The organism is Salinibius halmophilus, assembly GCF_003577475.1.
GTDB classification, from domain to species: Bacteria; Pseudomonadota; Gammaproteobacteria; order Pseudomonadales; family Natronospirillaceae; genus Salinibius; species Salinibius halmophilus.
In genome coordinates this window covers 96,948-117,476 of sequence record NZ_QPEP01000001.1, presented here as the reverse complement: position 1 = coordinate 117,476, position 20,529 = coordinate 96,948, and the positions used below count along the sequence as shown (strand labels likewise).

Below are 20,529 nucleotides of genomic sequence, written 5' to 3'. Positions count from 1 at the left end.
AATAGTGGAACGCTTAATTGTATTCGTGGTGGTATTGGTAGTCGTTGCTCTGCTGTATGTAGTGATTAACCCATTGCATTCTGGCCGCAATACCATTCGCTTAGCCATTAACGACGGTTGCGCCTACGGCGTATGTATAGCCGCCGCCTCGTTTCGCTACCTAGGCTCCGACATCCCATTCGAACTTTTTGGCATCGACTTTGGCTGGTTTTGGTACACCACAGTTGTATACCTCACCTTAGCCACCCCAGCATTCCTCTGGTACGCCAACCGCCACGACGTAAGATTTTAAGCGCTGTGGCGATACCACGAGAAAAAGCGTAGGTTTTACAAACCGAAGGTTTGGGAAACGTTAGTAGGCCATGAAACATGATGTCCGGCTTCGCCGTACAACCCACGCACCACCGCCACACCCATGCCCACCACCGTCACACCCGCAGCCACCACCGTCACACCCGCAGCCACCACCGTCACACCCGCAGCCGCCATCGTCACACCCGCAGCCGCCATCGTCACACCCGCGCAGGCGGGTGTCTAGTTGAATAAAATATATGAAATTTATATATCTAAAAATTCATATAATATGATCTTATATTTAAAAAAATAACAAAAATAAGATATTTTATAAATATACAAACCCCCCGAAAAAACCACCCAAAAATCCAAACTTTGCGACGAACGTCATTGAAGTTCACCAGTGCATTTCATAAAGTAAAACCATTTCGCACAGGTAAAAGGATCGCCCTATGCTCCACAGCAAACAAGCACGGATTGCCGACGCCACTTTTCCCGTACTCGCATTGACTGGCACCGACCAGCTCAATCATGGCATTCAGCTGCAAGTCATTATCGAATCATCGATTGTGCCGCAAGAAGCGCGCGACAACTGGTTGGGGCAGAACATTACCGCACAAATCACCGAGCCCGAACAACTGCCAGTCGTTGTGGCCGGTATGGTTAGCCGTATTCAACTCGTTAAAAGCCACGAAACGCATTTTCACTACCAGGTTTCGCTCACCTCGCGGTTACTTACCGCCAACCACAAAAAGGCCACACAAGTATTTGTTGGTGTGCCGGCAGTGGAAATTTTAAGAACACTAGCGATGGACGCCGGCTACTTGGCAGATCAAATAGTTGTAGACGTTGATAACGCACAACAGCTTAGCCACCAGCCATTCGTATTACCGCAAGGCACTATTGCCCAGCAATTTAAGCAGCTCGCTGCGCTGCATGGGTTTATGTTTTGGTCATCAGTCTCTGCTGATGGCGGTAGTGATGGCATAGCAGGCGAAGAACAGCTGATTATTGCCAACTCGCCGCAGCATTACCGGCGCAGTGGCAGAAGCTTTGTTGAAAAGGCCGGTGCGGGCCAGGGTGGTGATGGAAGGGGATTTGATGCCAGCGAAATGATCCGCGAACTGGCCGTAGAACAGCACTGGCGCCCGCATACTAACAGTGAAATGGTGCTAGAACACCCAAGCACGCTATATGCGTTAGACGAACAAGCGTCGGTACAAAGCGCCAACGCACCGCTCGATTACGGCGATGCCGTTACCCGCGCTAAACTCAATAACGATGCCCTAACGCACGATGCCAACCGCTACGTGGCATTCACCCGCGCGCCCATTGCCCGCGCTGGGCAAGTAATTGGCGTGCAACCCATAACCGAAACCCTACTAAGCGGCTGGGATGTGGCGAGCCAAATGGTGGCCAAAACAGTTAAGCACCATTTACCCATTGGCGAGCGCTATAGTGGTGAAGTAGAACTCGTACCCGACCACCAAGCCGTACGCTTACCCGTTAAAACCGAGCTAACACTGCCACCGGTGTTTGTTGCCAAAGTCATTAGCCCCAATGCCGCACCAAAACTCGATGGCTTAGGCGAGTACCAAATTCGTGCCATGCACGACGGGCAAACAGAAGGCGACGAAGCCTACAGCCCACAGGTGCCAAGCCTAAAACCCTACGCCTCGCCCGACCCAGAAAAAGCCGTAGGCTGGCACATGCCTTTACATGATGGCACCGACGTACTGCTCACCTGCCTCAACCAAGACCTAATGAAGCCACTCATGCTAGGCGTGGCAAGCAAAGACACCGACGAGCAAATGGTCACGGCAGAAAACTACAGCGAGTACCGCATTAAAACCCGCGCCAGTCACGAGCTGTGGTTCGAAGACAACGACCAGCAAATAGAGCTAAAAACCTTCGAGGGCCAACACCTGCTGCGCTTTGAAGCCAGTGCTAACCAGGTAATGACGCAACTCATTACGCAATTCGGTAGCCAGTATTGGCAAGCAAACAAAACCTTCGCCCTAACCGTAGGCAGTGAAGAAGACGCTGACCTAACCCAATTTGTTGGCGACAACCTAAACATTGCCAGCAAAGCCGACAACACCACAACCGTTACCGGCAACGCCCACTGGCAAAGTGCTGCCGACCTAAGCCTGCGCAGCCAAGCCAACATGACCTTTGCCACCGAAGGCGACTGGCAGCAACAAATTAGCCAAGGCACCCACACTCAGCAAGTGCAAGCCGACCACAGCACCACAGTGACCGGCGGCGACCACACCCGAAAAATAGTAAACGGCGCCATCATCACCCAAAGCGGCGGCGACATCACCATTGAAGGCACAGGTAGTGGCGAGCTGCTACTGGTAAACGGCGACGGTGGTATCAAGATGGCTAGCAACGGCGATGTAAAAATTTTCGGCCCAACCGTAGCGTTCAATCCTAATTCAAAAGTCACCCTCACCGGCGAGGTGGAATACGAAGTAGGGCCGAGCAATGCGCCAGAAAGTGGCGCCGAACCAGAGATGCCAGAGTTTGGCGAAGTCGACATGCTCGAAGCCGAGCGCACCCCACTGATAACCAGCGCCGTATGGCACGCACGTGAATGGTTCGACGACGAAGCCATTGAGCTAAATGTGGGGTATCGCCACTTCGAAGTCGGCGATACCGCCGAAGTTGAAATGATACTGATCAAACCTGATGGCAGCGAAGAAGTGCTCGACACGCTCAGCCAAGACTTACCAGAGAAGTCCGGCGCATTGCAATTCCACTGGCACTTACCACAAGCAAGCAGCGACTCAGAAAACCGCCGCGACAACGACAACTCGGCACTGTTCCCGAACCAATACATCGCCCGCGTCAGTATTAATGGCGAAGAAGCCGAGTGCGCACCGGCGGTGCATTATGCGAAGTTTGTGGTGAGGGTGAAAGGTGCTTCGGCTGATTGCCCACAATTTGTAGCAGTACAGGACTCCACACTTAAAACTCATTATGAAAAAATTGCCAGCGAGCGAGTTGAGTTCAACAACATCTTGCAAGGCGACGTCCGTGTTTGGCTAACGGCCACTCACCACGAAAAGGAAAGCTAGGAGAGGACACATGGCGCAGTATGAAGCGGCGATTATGTCGACAGTTTCGACAAGTTCAGGCACAACGGAAGTTGAGTTACAACAAGCTCCTCTAGAAAGTATTCAGGCAGGTGGAGATACCTACTACGAGTTTCTAGTGCCGGAGTATTCATGTTACGTTTTTTTCACTAAAGCAGAAGTTGAAAACTTTAAACTTGTAGATGATGAATTTAAAGAAGCTTTAGGCCATTACGCAAATGCATTAAAAGAACATCGAAATAGCGGCTACAACGGCTCTAAAACTGCTGATGTTGAAGAAAAGAAAGGGAATCTCCTTGCCATAATGCAATCGCAAGGCGTCAAGATTGGCAACACCGAAACCCTAGACTTCATTACATGCTTTAACACCAAAGCGAGCGGTGCTGCGGAGCAGGTAGGGGACGACGACATTCTATTTGGTACTGAAATTCCCAAGGAGCATGTGCTTCTTGTACCAATTAGTAAGTTAGCAAATGGCCAGTTGCCCGCCGATCGCACAATTGACATTTCGGGTTTTTGGCGAGCACTTGCCGCTGACGGCACGATGGACTTCTCGGAAAAAAGTAGCGTGCCACCAGCCAACTTTAAGTACGGTAAGCAAGGAATAAATGCTGAAGAGCCTGAGCCTATCGCTTCGTTAAGTGTTGCGAAAGAGTACACAGCATCTGGGCAAATTTCTTTGAAATTTATAGCGAATGCGGCAAATGGCTTCGACCCGGCACTGAAGGGTAAGATTGATAACTCTGAGTTTTTGAATAGCCTGGATCGAGGTATTACAAAGCTAAACCAGGCTTTGCACTTCAAAACCGATGCGCGGGCAGAGCAGCGACAGCATATCGTTGATTTATTCGGGCCAGACAATCCATCTGAAGAAACACTCGAGCAGCTCATTACTCACGAAAATTGGGGCCGAATTGATCGAAAGTGTGACGAGCTATGGGCTGGCGAATCCCCAGTTAAGGCTTACTGGCCAATGGGGCTAAGCCAGCAGTCTACAGGTGGTTCAATGTCCATGAGCGGCGATAGCGCTTCAAGGCAAGAAAAAGCTTGGCGTGAGCTAAAGTCGGCAGTAAAAGATGCGAACCTGCCGCCAATGCAGTGGGACGCCTCCGGTAACGGTTCTTTTTTGCGCTACATGGGCACAGCCACAGGCAAGGCAGATTTCAACCCACTAGATGGCAACCTTGCTCTAGCTGGGGAGCTTAAAGCCAGAGCTGCTTTGGCAGAGGGTAGCGTGCGAGGCGGATGTAAATTGCCTAACTCAAATGGCTTTGACGCCTCGGTTAAGTTTAAAGCTCACAAGTTCAAGTACAAAACTGAGGTGCTTCACGTTTTTTGTACGCTGAAAGATTTCCAGCATATGGAAGGCTATTTCCCGCATGGGGTTAGACTTTTCAAGCGCCTTGGTAATTGGGAGTTAAGCACGCCAGAGGACATACGCTTCGCTTCGAGCTCAGCACTGGTAGACGCTTCATATGACACCATGCTGCAAGGGATTGTAGACCAAGTATCTCGTGAGCCTGGTGTCAAGCTATTAGTAAAGGGATTTACTGATAGTGAAGGCCAAGAAAACGATAACGTCGCGCTAGGGCTGGCACGTGCCGAGGCCGTGAAAGCGAAGTTGATGAATAAAGGCTTATTTGCTGGTTCCATTCGCACTATTTCATATGGTGAGAGCCTGAGTAAAGCAACCAACTCCACTAGTGTTGGCATGGCAACTAACCGGCGAGTAGAGATCACAGTGGACAGCTCAACCATGGTGACAGGGTATGAAAAGTTCTTTAACGACAGCCTAGTGCCTGCCCCGTTCGACATGATGCCCGCAAATCATGGCGGCAGCAATTACGAGCCGCCATTGTTTAAAAAGTTCAGTATTGAACTGACCCCCGCAGGCGTGAGCTTATTAAAGGCAATGCATGACTCTGTGCTCAGTGACATACATAGTTTTGCTGGCACAGATAAATTGAACTATGCCTTGCTTCAGTCGTTAACAGCCGACGATACAAATAGGCATTTTGCGCTATCACTTCGAACCATTCATGGTGATGAAGAATTGCTAGGGCGAGAGTTTAAAAAACAGTTACGCGAATTAAGGTACAAAGTTGTACGGGAGTTTTTATGTCGGAACATCGAGTTCTCGTCATCGTCCCCCGCTTCGGTTTCGAATCTATATGCTGATTTCAACCTACAGCACCGCCCAGCCTTCAAGGCAAAGTTGCAGCGAGACGTTCCGCAAGTAGACAGTAGTTTACTGGATGCAGCAATTGATACGCGCGATTTAAGCCACTATAAAATGCCTACCCCACAAGGTACGCAAGCCTCTTACTTTAATAGAGTTTTACCTAAAAAGGCGAGTCCAGAAGCGGATGCCGCACCGCATCCAAACAAAACGATTGGTACTCAACTGGCTTTGTCGGTTGTGGATAAAGAGCCTGATGGTTTTACTGGGCAAAAGGTTGAGCAAGAGTTTGAGTTTGGCTACCTAAGAGTAGACGTTGAATTTACTTTATCGGCGGCTGCTTGTGTAAAGGCAAGCCTAAGTGGCGGGGTGCATTTAAATACCGGGGTGCCTTGGGGCAAAAGCTCGGTAGAGCAAGCTTCGCAGCAACTTGATCACGTAAATAATCAAACAACAACGACTACGACAAACATTAGAACAAACGGCGCAACTGAAACGGTAAATCAGGCCCGAACAGTGACGAATGCTAACGGCGACACGCGTTCTAAAACCGTATATATGAGCTACGCTGGTAGCGCACCAGAAGGCCTTAACCTTCCAAGTGGTGGTGCAAACCTAGGCGGTGAAGTATTTGCCGGTGTTGAGGCCTCGGCAGGTATAGCAGGCAAGTTGATGTGGCATAAACCAACCAAGCCAAGTGAGCCAATTAAAGACAGTGAGTTTAAAGAACTGGGAAGTCTTGGCTACATTGTTACAGCAGCGCTAGGGGTAGGTGCTGCATTTGATTTGAAGATTGGGTTTGACCGAGGCTCCAGTAAGTTTTTAATTTCTTTTAAAGCCAAGCTCGTAGTGAAAGTCGGCGGAGGCGGCGAAATGACCGCTGCTGTGGATGTCGCTCAGATTTACAACTTCTTCGTAGTTATTTACGAACAACTTAAAAAAGCAGAGTTTCGTATTGCTGACATTTTTGATGACGAGCGTGTTTATGAATACTATTGCGCTGCAGTATGGGGGCTTTTGACCTTAGGTCGCTACAACCTCGTCGATGCCGCAGTGTATGCATCGGGAGGCTCCGAATTCTGGGATGAGCTCACCGACCGAGCTAATCAAAAGTTAGTTCGTGCGTCAATCTCGGCTATTGATCAAGTACAATTGTGGGATGCAGAGTGGAAGGACTCAAAAGCGGACGATTTAGTATTCACAATCGTAGAACGTTGCTCTGAAGAGCATATTGACTTTATTAGAAGTGCCCCCCCCGAAGTCATTGGTAATTGGCTTTGGTTTTTGATTAGCGAAACAGGGCTCTTTGATTGGGATTTCCTCAATAAAAAACGAAAGGCAATATTATATTTGCTCAAAAACGGAGTATCCTCTCGTCGTGAATTTCATGAGGTTCTTGAGCATTGCTTGGAAAGCCCACACAGCATCGAGCACCAGTCGCGAACAGCTGAAGTCAAATCGGCTTTAGTTGAAGAAACCGCTGAAGCTATACGCAATAGGCTTAGCACTGTTGTGTTGCGACTGGAGCTGAAAGAGTGGTTCAATAATCTTGAGGGCGATTTTAGTGATGATACGCTTCCACAGTATGATTGGCTATACAACCCTCTAGAGTACCTTAGTGATTGGATTGCCGAGTAGGCAATCCAGTCCACTGCTGGTAAACGATTTGCGGCAATGGAGAGCTTGAGTTAATCGCACACCTGACTCCATGCCTTCCACTGCTTGGATCTGCGGTTTTTCTGGACTGTATGTAATTTAATGTAAGGTCATGTGCCAAAGACCAGTCACTCCGCCAAACTCGAGTGATATGTGGACCCGGCTCTAAGCCAAAGTCTTCAGGCAACATAACCGGATTATCGCGCTCGGCGAGTTCATGGTAGTTATCTACATAGCCATCTCGCATCCATTCCCCACCGTTAAAAGCCATCTCGTAAAAGCCATAAGGGTTTGGCGGAAAGTATTTGGAGGGTAAGCGATCGCCAGGGTACTTGCCAGATCGGTAGTCTTCTTCACTATAAAAGTTTCGACCAAACTCCAGTTGCCCGTTATCCGTCGCATAAATCCAGTCACTGTTACCGCTCTTGGCTGCTTTTTCCCATTGCGCTTCACTTGGTAATACGAATGGCAATCCTGTCTCAGAGCCTAACCACCGACAAAATTGACTAGCTTCGGTCCAAGACAAAAAGGCGCCTGGGAACTCGGAACCATATCGACCATTGTTGAAGTCTGGATCGGGATTGTACGAAAATCGGCCTTTTTCTTGTCTTTCAATTCCAGACCTCTGATCAAAAAACTCAAACCCTAGCCAAGAGTGTTTGGTATTAAATAAATAATAACCGTCTAGGTACACTTCTATGGGCGGGCCTTCGTCGGGAATGCCGTTGTTAATGCCCATGATAAACTCGCCAGGCTCAACGTATACCATGTTATCCATTACACCTTGAAGATATTCGGCAAACTCTTCGTCGTCGACACAAATTTGTTGTTCGTTTGGCTCACAAGACGTACCACCAAAACAGGCACTTACTAGCAGTGGCAGAGTCGCGATTAACAGAGCATTACTTTTCATAACCTAGTCGCTCCTTGATATTTTTGATTACTTTACCATGTTGTGTTGTTTGGCTCTATTTAACGGTGGTCGCTAATGACATGCTAAGGCTAGCAGTACTCATTGCTGATACTTGGTCGTATACTCACGCATAGCAGAATAGTTGGGCCACAAGTCTAACATTGCCAGTCAGCTCTAATCACGGAATACTGTTTGAGCTGTTATTACTAACACTGTTTTTGTAGGGAATTGGGTAGTAACTGGTAACCAAAAGCAGTAGATGTTCTAATCAAACATGCTCAGTGATAGAGAAGATAAAGCCGAACTTGCAACTTGGTTTGAGTCATTACAGCCTTACGATGGGATTGAGCCTATTCTACCAGCAGATAATTGGCTGCAAGAGCCAAAAATTCGAAGTGTTAGTAGAGCATTTTAAACTTGAATACCTGTCGAAGTTTACTTCGACAGGTATTCACCGGCAAAAACTAAGGCTGATTAATGGTAGGAAGCACACTGGCGTTAATAGTGCAGCGAAGAGAGTTGCTACCAGTGCCGTCTCGAGCAATGCGTTGTTGGATATAACTATTCTGAATATTGTATCTGTCCCATGCTGGCCCACCACCACGAACCGCAACGCCATAGCGCTCTCCAGCCTTGAGTTCTTTATCATTGTTGATTTGTCGGCCTGCTAGACGAGTTTCGTATGGCACAGGGAATGTAGGGTTTCTATCCGCCGCTAACTCTAGATATTTAGACCGCCACAGATCCGCTGTCCATTCCTCGCCATTGGTATGTAGGCCATATAAGCCGTTAGGGCTTGGAGGCTGGCTGGTAACGGGTATATACAATAATACCGACTCACCGTGACCACTTCGAGACGTGACAGTTCGTTGTTCCATTGTTGGATAATCGCGCCCTTCAATAAACTGGTTATCTGCAGTTGCCCAAACATGACTGCGGTTACCATTTTTTGCTGCTTTTTCATACTGTGCTTCAGTTTGTAATCCTGCATCCAAACCGGTCAAGTCACCAATCCATTGGCAAAAATTATGCGCGTCGTAATAGTAAACAGCATAGGCAGGCTGGTTCGCGCCAAGGTTGACTCCGCGTTCGGGTTCCCATTGTTTTGCGCCATCGGTATAGCCATAACCAGATAGGCGATAAAACGCATCGATTTGCTTCCAAGTGTGCTCACTTTGGTAGATGAAGTAGTCATCCATATAGATTTTTCGCTCAGGCATTTGATTCTCAGGCCCTTGCACCAACCCCATGTAAAACTCACCGGCTGGGATAAACACCATGCCATCCAAAATCTCTTGCATTATGTCAGCAACTTCTTTGTTGTCGATGCAAACATTTGTCTCGGATAGTGTGCACTTGTTGGATTGACAGGCTGATAACAACAAGGCGCTTGCTGCGGCAAGCAAAAATCCATGCTTCTTCATTGCTGATCCTTGATTGTCTACTCATACATAGCAGATTAATTTGGTCATAAGTCTACCACCGCCTCACAGCTCAAACCACGTAACACTGTTTGAGCTGTGATTGCTGGCTATGTTGAAGCAGGTTGCTGGGGAGTAATTGGCAACCAATAACAGCAGGTGTTCAGATTAACCAGTCGTTATTAGCCAAGGGTATTTCTACGCTGCGCGAGTTCAACGAAGTGCTCGAACACTGCCTTGAATAACCGCACGGCGAAGAAAAAGAGGGCCGCACTGTAGAGGAGAGGTAAAAAACGCCCAGTACAACCGACAGGCAATCATACATCCGGTAGCAACCGGTAGGTTTTTCGAACCGAAGGTTCGGGAAACATTGACCTGTGGCGATACCCGTTGCCCGGCGCGAAAAACGCCCCGCCAGAAGTAATTGGTAATTGGCTATGGTTTTTAATAGATGACACGGGCTCATGGGATATTGATTGGTTTGGCAAGAAGCGTAAAGCGATGCTGTACCTTTTAGTTAATGGTATCTCTACGCGTCGCGAATTTCATGAGGTATTAGAACACACTCTAGAAAGCCCCCACGGCCCCCAGAATGCAAATCGCCCAACAGAAGTGAAGTATCAACTCGCTGAGGAAACAGCAGAAGCGATCAAAATAAGACTAGGCTTAGGGTTGTATCTTAATGAACTGAAAGGCTGGTTTGAAGAGTTGGAGGGTGATTTTGACGCCGACGTATATCCTCCGAAAGATTGGCTATATGGACCATTAGACTATATCGTAGATTGGATAGCCGAATAGGCTATCCATCGTTCTGTAATCTAGTACTTAACGTCTGGCAATGGTTTCGTTGTATTAATGGCACAACGCACACTGAATGTACCGGTAACTGGGTTTGATGTTTTTCTAGACTGGAGGTAGTTCAATGTAAGGTCATGCGCCAGTGACCAATCACTACGCCATACTCTTGTAATATGCGGGCCCGGCTCTAGGCCAAAGTCTTCAGGCAACATAACCGGGTTTTCGCGTTCGGCCAGTTCATGGTAGTTATCCACATAGCCATCTCGCATCCATTCGCCCCCATTGAAGGCCATCTCGTAGAAGCCGTATGGGTTAGGAGGGAAATACTTCGAAGGTAGTTCGTGGCCAGGGTAAAGCCCTTTGCGATGGTCTTCTTTGCTAAAGAAATTCCGCCCAAAATCTAATTGGCCGTTGTCAGTAGCATAAATCCAATCATCATTGCCCGCTTTAGCAGCCTTTTCCCACTGCGCTTCGCTTGGCAATTCAAATGGCAAACCTGTCTCAGAGCCTAGCCAATGACAAAACTGCTCAGCTTCATTCCAAGAAAGCAATGCTCCAGCGAAGTCAGCGCCGTAGCGACCCTGATTAAATTCGGGGTCGGGATTATAGGCGAACTTTTTATTCTTTCGCTCTACCCCAGACCTCTGATCAAAAAACTCAAACCCTAGCCACGAATGTTTGGTATTAAATAAATAATAACCGTCTAGGTACACTTCTATGGGCGGGCCTTCTTCGGGAATGCCGTTGTTAATACCCATAATAAACTCGCCAGGCTCAACGTATACCATGTTATCCATTACACCTTGAAGGTATTCGGCAAATTCATCATCGTCGACACAAATTTGTTGTTTGGTTGGCTCACAAGACGTACCACCAAAACAGGCGCTTACTAGCAGTGGCAGAGTCGCGATTAACAGAGCATTTCTTTTCATAACCTAGTCGCTCCCTGATATTTTTGATTACTTTACCATGTTGTGTTGTTTGGCTCTATTTAACGGTGGTCGCTAATGACATGCTAAGGCTAGCAGTACTCATTGCTGATACTTGGTCGTATACTCACGCATAGCAGAATAGTTGGGCCACAAGTCTAACATTGCCAGTCAGCTCTAATCACGGAATACTGTTTGAGCTGTGATTACTAACACTGTTTTTGTAGGGAATTGGGTAGTAACTGGTAACCAAAAGCAGTATGTTTTAATCAAACATGCTCAGTGATAGCGACGATAAAGCCGAACTTGCAACTTGGTTTGAGTCATTACAGCCTTACGATGGCATTGAGCCTATTCTACCGGCAGATAATTGGCTGCAAGAACCCAAAATTCGAAGCGTTAGCCGAGCATTTTAAAGTCGAATACCTGTCGAAGCGCTGCTACGGCAGGTATTCAGCTGCAAAAACTAAGGTTGATTAATGGTAGGCAGTTGACTAGCGTTGATAGTACACCGCAGTGAATTAGTACCCCTACCGTCTCGAGCAATGCGTTGTTGGATATAACTATTCTGAATATTATATCTGTCCCACGCTGGCCCACCACCTCTAACGGCAACGCCAAAGCGCTCTCCAGCCTTGAGTTCTTTATCATTGTTGATTTGTCGGCCTGCTAGGCGAGTTTCGTATGGCACAGGGAATGTAGGGTTTCTATCCGCCGCTAACTCTAGAAACTTAGACCGCCACAGATCCGCCGTCCATTCTTCACCATTAGTATGCAATCCATATAAGCCGTTAGGGCTTGGAGGCTGGCTGGTAACGGGTATATACAATAATACCGACTCACCGTGACCACTTCGAGACGTGACAGTTCGTTGTTCCATTGTTGGATAATCGCGCCCTTCAATAAACTGGTTATCTGCAGTTGCCCAAACATGACTGCGGTTACCATTTTTTGCTGCTTTTTCATACTGTGCTTCAGTTTGTAATCCTGCATCCAAACCGGTCAAGTCACCAATCCATTGGCAAAAATTATGCGCGTCATAATAGTAAACTGCGAAAGCTGGTTGCTCTGCGCCCAAATCAACGCCACTCTCAGGCTCCCACTGCCAGGCGCCATCGGTATAGCCATAACCAGATAGGCGATAAAACGCATCAATTTGCTTCCAAGTGTGCTCACTTTGGTAGATGAAGTAGTCATCCATGTAGATTTTACGCTCAGGCATTTCATCTTCAGGCCCTTGCACTAACCCCATGTAAAACTCACCGGCGGGGATAAACACCATACCATCCAAAATCTCTTGCATAATGTCCGCAGCTTCTTTGTTGTCGATGCAAACATTTGTCTCGGATGGTGTGCACTTGTTGGATTGACAGGCTGATAACAACAGGGCGCTTGCTGCGGCAAGGAACATTCCGTGCTTCTTCATTGCTGGTCCTTGATCGTCTACTCACGCATAGCAGATTAATTTGGCCATAAGTCTACCACCGCCTCACAGCTCAAACTACGTAACACTGTTTGAGCTTTGATTGCCAGTTCAGTTAAGACAGTTTATTGCATTGCCACCGGCAACCTAAAGCAGTGGGGTATCAAGCCTTGCTACCACTCAAAGTCCCGAAGAGCGCTAGTTTTATAATGGCCAATACCAAAGGGTAGGTATAGCAATAAAAATCGGTCGATTTATAAACATATGTCAATGTTATGCGTTTAATATAGGGTAGCAGTAGCTGAAACCACTCTGTAATATTGTGTGAATTGGTTCACATGGGAAATGGCTATGCAAGGTGGCAACTGCAGTATTACCAGTTATATCGAGGCTTGCTTATACTGGCGAAAACCCTTTACCAGAAAAGGTATTGAGCAACGTTTTAATGTTACCAAGCCCACTGCACTAAAGAAGCTTCAACCCTACGTTGATGCAGGGTATGTAGCGATAGAAAAACTCGGCCAAGTAAATTTATATACCCCTGTTGGCCAGCCTATCACTAGTAATTGTGTTCCCACCTTTAATGATTTTGTTGAAAAGCACCCTGTGTTGGTAGGTGGCATTCAAACACCATTGTCTTACCAACGAAGTGAAGCGCCAGAAATTATTGGCAAGCTGCTTTTTGCCATCGAAACTCAATCAAGATTCGAAGCCAAGTACTACTCGGTATCCAGCGGGCAGCATGAGCATAGAGTCATTCAGCCCCATAGTATTGTTTTTGCCAGCGGACGTTATCACACACGAGCCTATTGCGAGAAGAATCGACGTTTCGCCGATTTTGTATTGGCGCGCTTTGCCGAGGAAGGCGAAATTACCAGCGAAGGATTTCCTGAGCACACCGGCGAGTTTGATGATGACTGGCACAACAAGTTAGTACTAACCATCATTTCAGATCCTCGTCTACCAGAAAACAACCGCAAATGTGTTGAACTTGAATATGGAATGCAAAACGGCCAGCTAGAGCTTACCACTCGCAAGGCCTTGTTGAACTATGCACTGCAAGAATTACGCGTAGACCGCTACAACGAAGATCCATTTGCGCAACAGATAGTGCTTGAGCCGAAATGCCGAGAGCGAATAAAAGACTCTTTTTGGCCAAAGGGGTAAAACGGTTTTACTGGTTGGATGATCAGTGGGTATGCAGTGTGGCATGTGCATGCCATTCTAGATAAAAATAACGAGGGATTGAGTGATGGATGATTTTTCATCGCTAGATATGAAGACCATTTTGCACTCTAAGCGTGCCAATTTGTTCTACTTAGAGCATTGCCGTGTTATGCAAAAAGATGGCCGAGTTTTGTATCTCACGGAGGGCAAAAAAGAAAATCATTACTTCAATATCCCCATTGCAAACACCACGGTGATATTACTCGGCACAGGTACCTCCATTACTCAGGCGGCCATGCGAATGCTTGCCAAGGCTGGTGTGTTAGTTGGCTTTTGTGGTGGCGGAGGAACGCCGCTGCATATGGCTGCCGAAGTAGAGTGGCTTAGCCCACAAAGTGAATATCGCCCCACCGAGTATGTGCAAGGCTGGCTGTCATTCTGGTTTGATGATGCACTGCGCCTAGTTGCTGCTCGCCAGTTTCAAGAAGCCAGAATGGCCTTTATTCAAAAAGTATGGTCGAAAGATGGCGAGCTAAAAAAGCAGGGCTTTAATGTCAATGACCACGCCGTAGAGAAAGCACTGGCGCAACTGGAACTAAAAACCAAGCGCGCCAATTCAGCCACCGACTTGCTTACCAGCGAAGCGCAATTCACCAAAGCCATCTACAAGTATGCCGCTAACAATACAGGCACCGAAGAATTCACCCGCCAGCATGACTCAGCCGATACCGCTAATGATTTTTTAAACCATGGCAATTACTTAGCTTACGGTTTGGCAGCAAGTTGTTTATGGGTGCTGGGCATTCCTCATGGTTTTGCCGTGATGCACGGTAAAACTCGGCGCGGTGCTTTGGTTTTTGATGTGGCGGACCTTATTAAAGATGCACTGGTATTGCCATGGGCCTTCATTTGCGCCAGCGAAGGCGCGACAGAGCAAGAATTTCGCCAGCAAGTGCTGCAAGCCTTTGCTGACCACAAAGCCTTGGATTTTATGTTTGATACGGTAAAACGCATTGCCTTGGAGGACTACCAATCATGATGGTCACCTTTGTTAGCCAGTGCGAAAAGCGGGCGCTTGCCAAAACTAGGCGGGTGCTGGATGCCTTTGCCAACCGCATAGGGGACAACACCTGGCAGACCATTATTACGGAAGATGGCCTGAAAACTGTGCAAAAAATGCTGCGCCAAAGTGCCTCGCGCAGTACCGCAGTGAGCTGTCATTGGCTTCGTAGTCGCAGCCGCTCGGAGCTCATTTGGATTGTTGGTAATCGCAGCAAGTTTGCGCTAGATGGCACAGTGCCTGTGAACACTACAAAGCTCAACCTAGCCCATGGCGAATGGGAGCATGGGTGGCGCTATACGCAGGTGCTATCACTGGCTGCCGCCATTGGTGGGCTGTTTCATGATATTGGCAAAGCCAATGCACTGTTTCAGAAAAAGCTCAGCGGTAAAGGAGAGCAGGTATGGGAGCCTTACCGCCATGAATGGGTATCGTTCTGTGCATTTCTGCAGTTGGTGGACGGCAAGTCTGATAAAGAATGGCTAACTCAGCTGGCTGAGATCAGCCAAGCGAACAACGGCCAGCTTCTTGACCAGAAGTTATGTGAAGCACTACCAAACAATCAAAAAGTGGGTGAGCAGTTCGACCAGCTTGCCTCTTTTGCACAACTAGTTGCTTGGTTAATTCTGTCTCACCATAGATTACCGCTGGTACACGTTACAGGTGACGCACCTGACCTTACTAAGATGAAAGGCTGGAAATCGCTGCTGGATGAATCTTGGAACTCGGCCAACCGGGAAAAAGACTGCAGTGAACAAGCGCTGGCAGATAACTGGCATTTCCCCAATGGTACACCGCTTAAAAGTAGTATTTGGCAGCACAATGCGAGCAACCTGGCACAGAAAGCACTGAACTGCGTGGATTTGTTTGACGAGCAAAACTGGCTAAATCAGCGCTTTGTTAGTCACATTGCGCGCATGTCACTAATGCTCGCCGACCACTACTATTCCTCGTTGCCACCAGAGCAGTCCAAAGCCGTATGGCGTGATTCAACCTATACGGCAGTTGCTAATACGGATCGAAAAACCGGAAAAACCAAGCAGCAGCTTGATGAGCACAATATTGGGGTGGGCCTTAATGCACTCAAATTTGCCCGCAACCTGCCAACGCTAAAGTTAACCTTGCCAGCACTGGCAGACCATAAGTTTTTAAAGAAGAAAACTAATCACAAAGATTTTTTATGGCAAAACACCGCTGCACAAGTAGCTAAAAAGGTCGCCAGCACAACCGAGCGCCAAGGTTTCTTTGGGATCAATATGGCTTCAACCGGCTGTGGTAAAACCGTGGCTAATGCCAAAATTATGTATGCGCTAGCCGACCCCAATGAGGGGTGCAGGTTCTCAGTCGCACTTGGGCTGCGCACGCTCACGCTGCAAACAGGCGACTCGTACCGCAACTTGCTTAAACTCGACGACGACGCGTTGGCGGTATTAATTGGCTCGCAAAAAATTCAAGACTTACACCAGCTTGGCAAACAAACGGAATCTAAAACTGGCAGTGATTCAGCGAACGACCCACTGGCGCACTTGAGTGTGCAATATGATGGGCAAATCTATGATGGCCGCTTAAAACACTGGCTTGCAGGCAACCCCAAGCTTGAAAAAATGCTTAGTGCGCCAGTTATGGTCAGCACTATTGACCACCTTATGCCAGCAACCGAAAGCCTGCGCGGCGGCAAGCAAATAGCGCCAATGCTGCGTTTATTAACCAGTGATCTAGTGCTAGATGAGCCAGATGATTTCTCGCTAGCAGATATGCCAGCGCTCAGCCGTTTGGTGAACTGGGCTGGCATGTTGGGTTCGCGGTTGTTGCTATCTACCGCCACCATGCCACCAGCACTTGCCGAGTCATTATTTGAATCATATTGCGTGGGGCGTAAATACTTTGATGAGGCCAACTTCAATGATGGTAAGCCCTTACAAGTGCAGTGTGCTTGGTTCGATGAGTTTAGTGCCGAAGAGCAGCTAATTAAACGTGCTTCCGAGGAAGAAGGTGTAAAGGCTGTGTTTGCCCAGCATCATCAAAAGTTTATCGATAAGCGCCTAAAAGCACTTGGCCCTAAGCTTGTTAAAAACCGCTTGGGAACTTGCGTGCCTGTCATCGAAAGTGACGCGTCGGTTGCTAGAAGGTTAGCCGAAACCATTCACCAGCAAATACATCAGTTGCACGCTAAGCACCATCAAACGAAAAGTGAAAAACTGTCCATCGGGGTGGTGCGTTTTGCTAATATCGACAACATGGTGGCGGTTGTAAAAGAACTTGTTCGGCTCCCTTCATGGGAAAACACAGCCATCCATTACTGTGTTTATCACTCGCAGTTTCCGCTTGCTATGCGTTCAGCCAAAGAGGCCATGCTGGATCGCGTACTTGATCGCCATGACCCTGAAGCAATATGGCAACATGACGCGCTAAAGTCGGCGAGTGACAAGCAGAACAGAATTTACGTCGTGCTTGGTACCTCAGTGGTAGAAGTTGGTCGAGACCATGACTACGACTGGGCGGTGGTTGAGCCAAGCTCACTTAGGTCAATCATTCAGCTAGCAGGGCGCATTCAGCGCCATCGAAAATGGCCCGTTGCAGACAACAATATTGCGATTTTAAACCAGAACTTTAAAGCACTTCTCGGTAAGCCTCTCGCATTCGAAAAGCCTGGTTTTGAAACCAAAGGCCTACCGCTTGTTAGTCACCAAGTTAGCGACCTAATGACCAACGAACAACTGCAGCCCATTAGTGCCCAACTGCGCATTCAGGGGCCAAACAGTGAAGCGCTCAGCCAAGCATTAAATCTTGGCCAAACCATAGAGCAAGCCGTAAAGATAGATGATTTTTGGCTGCAAGAGCACCGCGCACTAGCCGCCACGCTAAATAAACCAAAAGTCCTCAAAAAATATCGCACCAAGAAAGAAGCAAGCCTATGGTGGACATGCCATGGTACCTGGGCCGGTGAGTTTATCAGGCAAACTCAGTTTCGCCGCTCAGATCCACAAGAAACCTTCGTTTATATGTGCGAAGAGGACGGTGACCCATTAACTTGGCATATTGTGGACGATACCTCAGAGATGACTTATTACCTACCTGCTGGCCAGTCCCGCTTTAATGAAGAGCAGGTTGAGTTAGCGACCGATGTGTATTGGTGGCAGCCAGACAGCGCAGAGGCGGTGATGACGCGCCTTGCCAATCAATTTGATATGGCTGGCCCTGCAACCACGAAAAGATTCGGCGAATTAAACCTACGTGCGCCAAGAGAAAATGAAGACCCCATTCGCTGGCACTGGCATGAACAACTTGGTGTGTTTAGACGAATTAAAGAAAAGGAGCAAGCATGACGGATACGTTAGAACAAGCGATTGCTGACTATATAAAAGGGCGCAAGCTAGCCAAGCTTGAACCTTTAGAAAAAGCGCGCGATAAGGCGTTAAAAGAGGCGGCTACAAGTGAGCAAATTGAGGCAGCCGAGCAAGCCTTTGCCGAGGGGGCACAAGCGCTCGAAGAGCAGTTTAAGCCAGAGAGCTGGTTAACTGATGCTGCAAAGCGCGCCAAACAAATTGCCATGGCGACTCATGCAGCTAAGTTTGCCCACAGTGATGCGAAAGCTAGTAGCTTCTTGGATGATGAAGTCGACACCCACGAAAGCCGGTATTTAACAACGGCATCGCTTCCTGTCCGAAAAATTGACGCTGTGGGCAATGCGGCAGCACTTGATGTCGCGCGACTGCTAAAGCTTGAAGCGGACGGCGAAAGTTTGGTTAACCAGCTAAATCAGGGGCACATTAATGCCTTAGATACCTTTACAGATAACGCCGACCTCCGCCGTGAATGGTTTGATGGCTTTAAGCAGGCTGTCACTGTGAAAGACCCGACAGCGCACACGTTGCTAAAGCAAGTATACTTTCCCGTAGCAGAGGGTAGTTATCACTTACTATGCCCACTTGGTGCATCATCCTTGATGGGGGTTCATAACGCAGCGATTGAAACGACCCGCTATGGTGACAGTAAAGAAGTGCGGGACGCGAGGCGTAACGAGCATTACCACGAGCGTACTGATGTGCGTTTTCCTCATGTTGCGGTACAAAACTTTGGTGGTTCTAAGCCGCAAAATATCTCGCAGCTAAACAATGAACGTGGGGGCAAGGTTTACCTGCTAAACAGCCAACCCCCCACCTTTGAAGCAGTTGCCAAGCCGCCCGAAAATGAAACGCAGCTGCTGCGCCGCTTTGACCAAGCGACATGGTGGCACGTTACTGAGTTCAAAAGCTTTTTGGTTAATTTGACCGACCGAGATAGTAACTTTAAAACGCGCTACAAACGTGACTACCAGTATCTCATTCCTATTTGCGAACGCGTATTGCAGCAAGCAGCGTTGCTGCAAGCCTCTTTTGAGCCGGGTTGGTCAACTAGTACCAGCTTGCCTGCGCCATTACAAGCATGGTTAGACCCGCATGCACATGAAACACAACGGCAAAACAAAGACTGGCTGCTAATAGTCAGCCAATGGTTAACCGATTGGTTAGTGCGACGCCTACAGAATGACAAAAGCTATAAGCTTGCCGATGTAGAGCATCGCTACATCAACAAAGTGATCAAGCATGAGCTCACTATGGTGGAGCTTGGCAGAACCGAGCAAGGAGGTCAGTAATGCAATTTTTATTACTAGAGCGCATTACCGTACAAAACGCCAATGCAATTTCCGGCCTAACTTACGGTTTTCCTGGTATCACCAACTTTCTAGGGTTCGCGCATGCGCTATCGCGCAAAGCGCCAAGCCAGTTGGGGGTAAGTTTTGCTGGCGTAGCAGTGGTGTGCCACAAGCACCAAGTGCATGCCAAACGCCCAAGCCAATGGGCAGACTATACCTTTGCGCTAACCCGCAACCCGCTAACTAAAGATGCCAAAACAGCGCCAATCAATGAAGAGGGGCGCATGGATATGCAGGTGTCTTTATTAATCGAGATAGAAGGCCTTGCGCAAGGTGATCGGGATACCAATGAAGCACTCGTTGATTGGGCGATGCAGCATGTGCCATTTATGCGCCTTGCAGGTGGACAGATTACCGGTTTAGCCAGTGCCCAAGTGGTTGCACCAAGCATGCAAAAAAAGGCGTTACACAAGCTAATGCCGGCCTTTGCGCTGATAGACCGAAGCGACTATTTGGCCGAGCACTTTGAAGCGTTAAAAGCTGAAAATGCCAATACAACGCTTATGGATGCATGGCTAGATTTTGCCAAATTACAGTATAAGGCAGAGCCATTAGAAGAGGGCGAGACCAAGGCCAAATGGCTGCACCAGCCCAAACCGGCACCGGGTTACCTAGTGCCAATTGTTGTGGGCTACAAAGCCATATCACCACTTTATGAGCCAGGCAACGTAGCTGGCGCACGCGATGCTCAAACGCCTGTTACCTTCGTGGAGGCCGTGCACAGCATTGGCCAATGGCAGAGCGTACACAGGTTCAACAACATTGATGAAATGGCATGGCGTTACAGCTATGAGTCGCCTTGGTATATCGCAAAAACCAGTCAAGTGGTTCAGGCCGAGCAAGCCATAGAACCGGATGAAGACGAAGAAGAAATTTCTGTATAAGCAAGGAG

14 protein-coding genes are annotated in these 20,529 nt (G+C 48.1%); 9 read left to right on the top strand and 5 right to left on the bottom strand.

Annotation, left to right across the window (positions count from 1 at the left end):
- The first annotated feature begins 4 nt into the window (after positions 1–4).
- Complete coding sequence (locus DUW71_RS00450) at positions 5–292, top strand: hypothetical protein (protein WP_119393266.1); 288 nt, start codon at positions 5–7, stop codon at positions 290–292.
- 35 nt (positions 293–327) lie between these two features.
- Here the strand turns inward: DUW71_RS00450 and DUW71_RS00445 are convergent, their stop codons facing one another.
- On the bottom strand, positions 328–510 hold the full coding sequence (locus tag DUW71_RS00445; RefSeq protein WP_119393265.1) for a hypothetical protein: 183 nt from the start codon (positions 508–510) through the stop codon (positions 328–330).
- A gap of 236 nt (positions 511–746) precedes the next feature.
- On the opposite strand from DUW71_RS00445, the gene DUW71_RS00440 reads away from it, so the two are divergent.
- Together DUW71_RS00440 and DUW71_RS00435 are read left to right on the top strand one after the other, a co-directional pair.
- A complete protein-coding gene (locus DUW71_RS00440; RefSeq protein WP_119393264.1) occupies positions 747–3,377 on the top strand; it encodes a contractile injection system protein, VgrG/Pvc8 family in 2,631 nt (876 codons plus the stop codon).
- 10 nt (positions 3,378–3,387) lie between these two features.
- Entirely contained in the window at positions 3,388–7,212 is a 3,825-nt protein-coding gene (locus tag DUW71_RS00435) for an OmpA family protein (protein WP_119393263.1), read from the top strand.
- Here the strand turns inward: DUW71_RS00435 and DUW71_RS00430 are convergent.
- Both DUW71_RS00430 and DUW71_RS00425 read right to left on the bottom strand, forming a co-directional pair.
- Complete coding sequence (locus tag DUW71_RS00430; RefSeq protein WP_119393262.1) at positions 7,190–8,143, bottom strand: formylglycine-generating enzyme family protein; 954 nt, start codon at positions 8,141–8,143, stop codon at positions 7,190–7,192. The genes DUW71_RS00435 and DUW71_RS00430 overlap by 23 nt on opposite strands.
- Before the next feature lie 464 nt (positions 8,144–8,607).
- Positions 8,608–9,567: an SUMF1/EgtB/PvdO family nonheme iron enzyme gene (locus DUW71_RS00425; protein ID WP_119393261.1), complete on the bottom strand. Its 960-nt coding sequence runs from the start codon at positions 9,565–9,567 to the stop codon at positions 8,608–8,610.
- Between the two features lie 387 nt (positions 9,568–9,954).
- Here DUW71_RS00425 and DUW71_RS00420 point away from each other — a divergent pair, with 387 nt between their 5' ends.
- Entirely contained in the window at positions 9,955–10,362 is a 408-nt protein-coding gene (locus tag DUW71_RS00420) for a hypothetical protein (protein ID WP_119393260.1), read from the top strand.
- A gap of 20 nt (positions 10,363–10,382) precedes the next feature.
- Here DUW71_RS00420 and DUW71_RS00415 read toward each other — a convergent pair whose 3' ends face one another.
- Entirely contained in the window at positions 10,383–11,294 is a 912-nt protein-coding gene (locus DUW71_RS00415) for a formylglycine-generating enzyme family protein (RefSeq protein WP_119393259.1), read from the bottom strand.
- Positions 11,295–11,757: 463 nt separating this feature from the next.
- Positions 11,758–12,717, bottom strand: coding sequence for an SUMF1/EgtB/PvdO family nonheme iron enzyme (locus tag DUW71_RS00410; protein WP_119393258.1), 960 nt, complete (start codon positions 12,715–12,717; stop codon positions 11,758–11,760).
- Between the two features lie 321 nt (positions 12,718–13,038).
- Here DUW71_RS00410 and DUW71_RS00405 point away from each other — a divergent pair, with 321 nt between their 5' ends.
- The 5 genes from DUW71_RS00405 (at position 13,039) to csy2 (ending at position 20,521) form a co-directional block, all read left to right on the top strand.
- Positions 13,039–13,881 carry a WYL domain-containing protein gene (locus DUW71_RS00405; protein WP_158583809.1) on the top strand — a complete coding sequence of 281 codons (843 nt, stop codon included), beginning with the start codon at positions 13,039–13,041 and terminating at the stop codon, positions 13,879–13,881.
- A gap of 85 nt (positions 13,882–13,966) precedes the next feature.
- On the top strand, positions 13,967–14,920 hold the full coding sequence (gene cas1f, locus DUW71_RS00400) for a type I-F CRISPR-associated endonuclease Cas1f (RefSeq protein ID WP_119393256.1): 954 nt from the start codon (positions 13,967–13,969) through the stop codon (positions 14,918–14,920).
- Positions 14,917–18,267, top strand: coding sequence for a type I-F CRISPR-associated helicase Cas3f (gene cas3f, locus DUW71_RS00395; protein ID WP_119393255.1), 3,351 nt, complete (start codon positions 14,917–14,919; stop codon positions 18,265–18,267). The genes cas1f and cas3f overlap by 4 nt, the downstream gene beginning before the upstream one ends.
- Entirely contained in the window at positions 18,264–19,577 is a 1,314-nt protein-coding gene (gene csy1, locus DUW71_RS00390; RefSeq protein ID WP_119393254.1) for a type I-F CRISPR-associated protein Csy1, read from the top strand. Before cas3f ends, csy1 begins: the two co-directional genes overlap by 4 nt.
- Positions 19,577–20,521, top strand: coding sequence for a type I-F CRISPR-associated protein Csy2 (gene csy2, locus DUW71_RS00385; RefSeq protein ID WP_119393253.1), 945 nt, complete (start codon positions 19,577–19,579; stop codon positions 20,519–20,521). Before csy1 ends, csy2 begins: the two co-directional genes overlap by 1 nt.
- Positions 20,522–20,529: the final 8 nt, after the last annotated feature.

Bases quoted from the DNA above. Each gene is read 5' to 3' on its own strand.
- DUW71_RS00445 (WP_119393265.1), bottom strand. From the start codon at position 510: ATGGCGGCTGCGGGTGTGACGATGGCGGCTGCGGGTGTGACGGTGGTG.
- DUW71_RS00440 (WP_119393264.1), top strand. From the start codon at position 747: ATGCTCCACAGCAAACAAGCACGGATTGCCGACGCCACTTTTCCCGTA.
- DUW71_RS00435 (WP_119393263.1), top strand. From the start codon at position 3,388: ATGGCGCAGTATGAAGCGGCGATTATGTCGACAGTTTCGACAAGTTCA.
- DUW71_RS00430 (WP_119393262.1), bottom strand. From the start codon at position 8,143: ATGAAAAGTAATGCTCTGTTAATCGCGACTCTGCCACTGCTAGTAAGT.
- DUW71_RS00425 (WP_119393261.1), bottom strand. From the start codon at position 9,567: ATGAAGAAGCATGGATTTTTGCTTGCCGCAGCAAGCGCCTTGTTGTTA.
- DUW71_RS00415 (WP_119393259.1), bottom strand. From the start codon at position 11,294: ATGAAAAGAAATGCTCTGTTAATCGCGACTCTGCCACTGCTAGTAAGC.
- DUW71_RS00410 (WP_119393258.1), bottom strand. From the start codon at position 12,717: ATGAAGAAGCACGGAATGTTCCTTGCCGCAGCAAGCGCCCTGTTGTTA.
- cas1f (WP_119393256.1), top strand. From the start codon at position 13,967: ATGGATGATTTTTCATCGCTAGATATGAAGACCATTTTGCACTCTAAG.
- cas3f (WP_119393255.1), top strand. From the start codon at position 14,917: ATGATGGTCACCTTTGTTAGCCAGTGCGAAAAGCGGGCGCTTGCCAAA.
- csy1 (WP_119393254.1), top strand. From the start codon at position 18,264: ATGACGGATACGTTAGAACAAGCGATTGCTGACTATATAAAAGGGCGC.
- csy2 (WP_119393253.1), top strand. From the start codon at position 19,577: ATGCAATTTTTATTACTAGAGCGCATTACCGTACAAAACGCCAATGCA.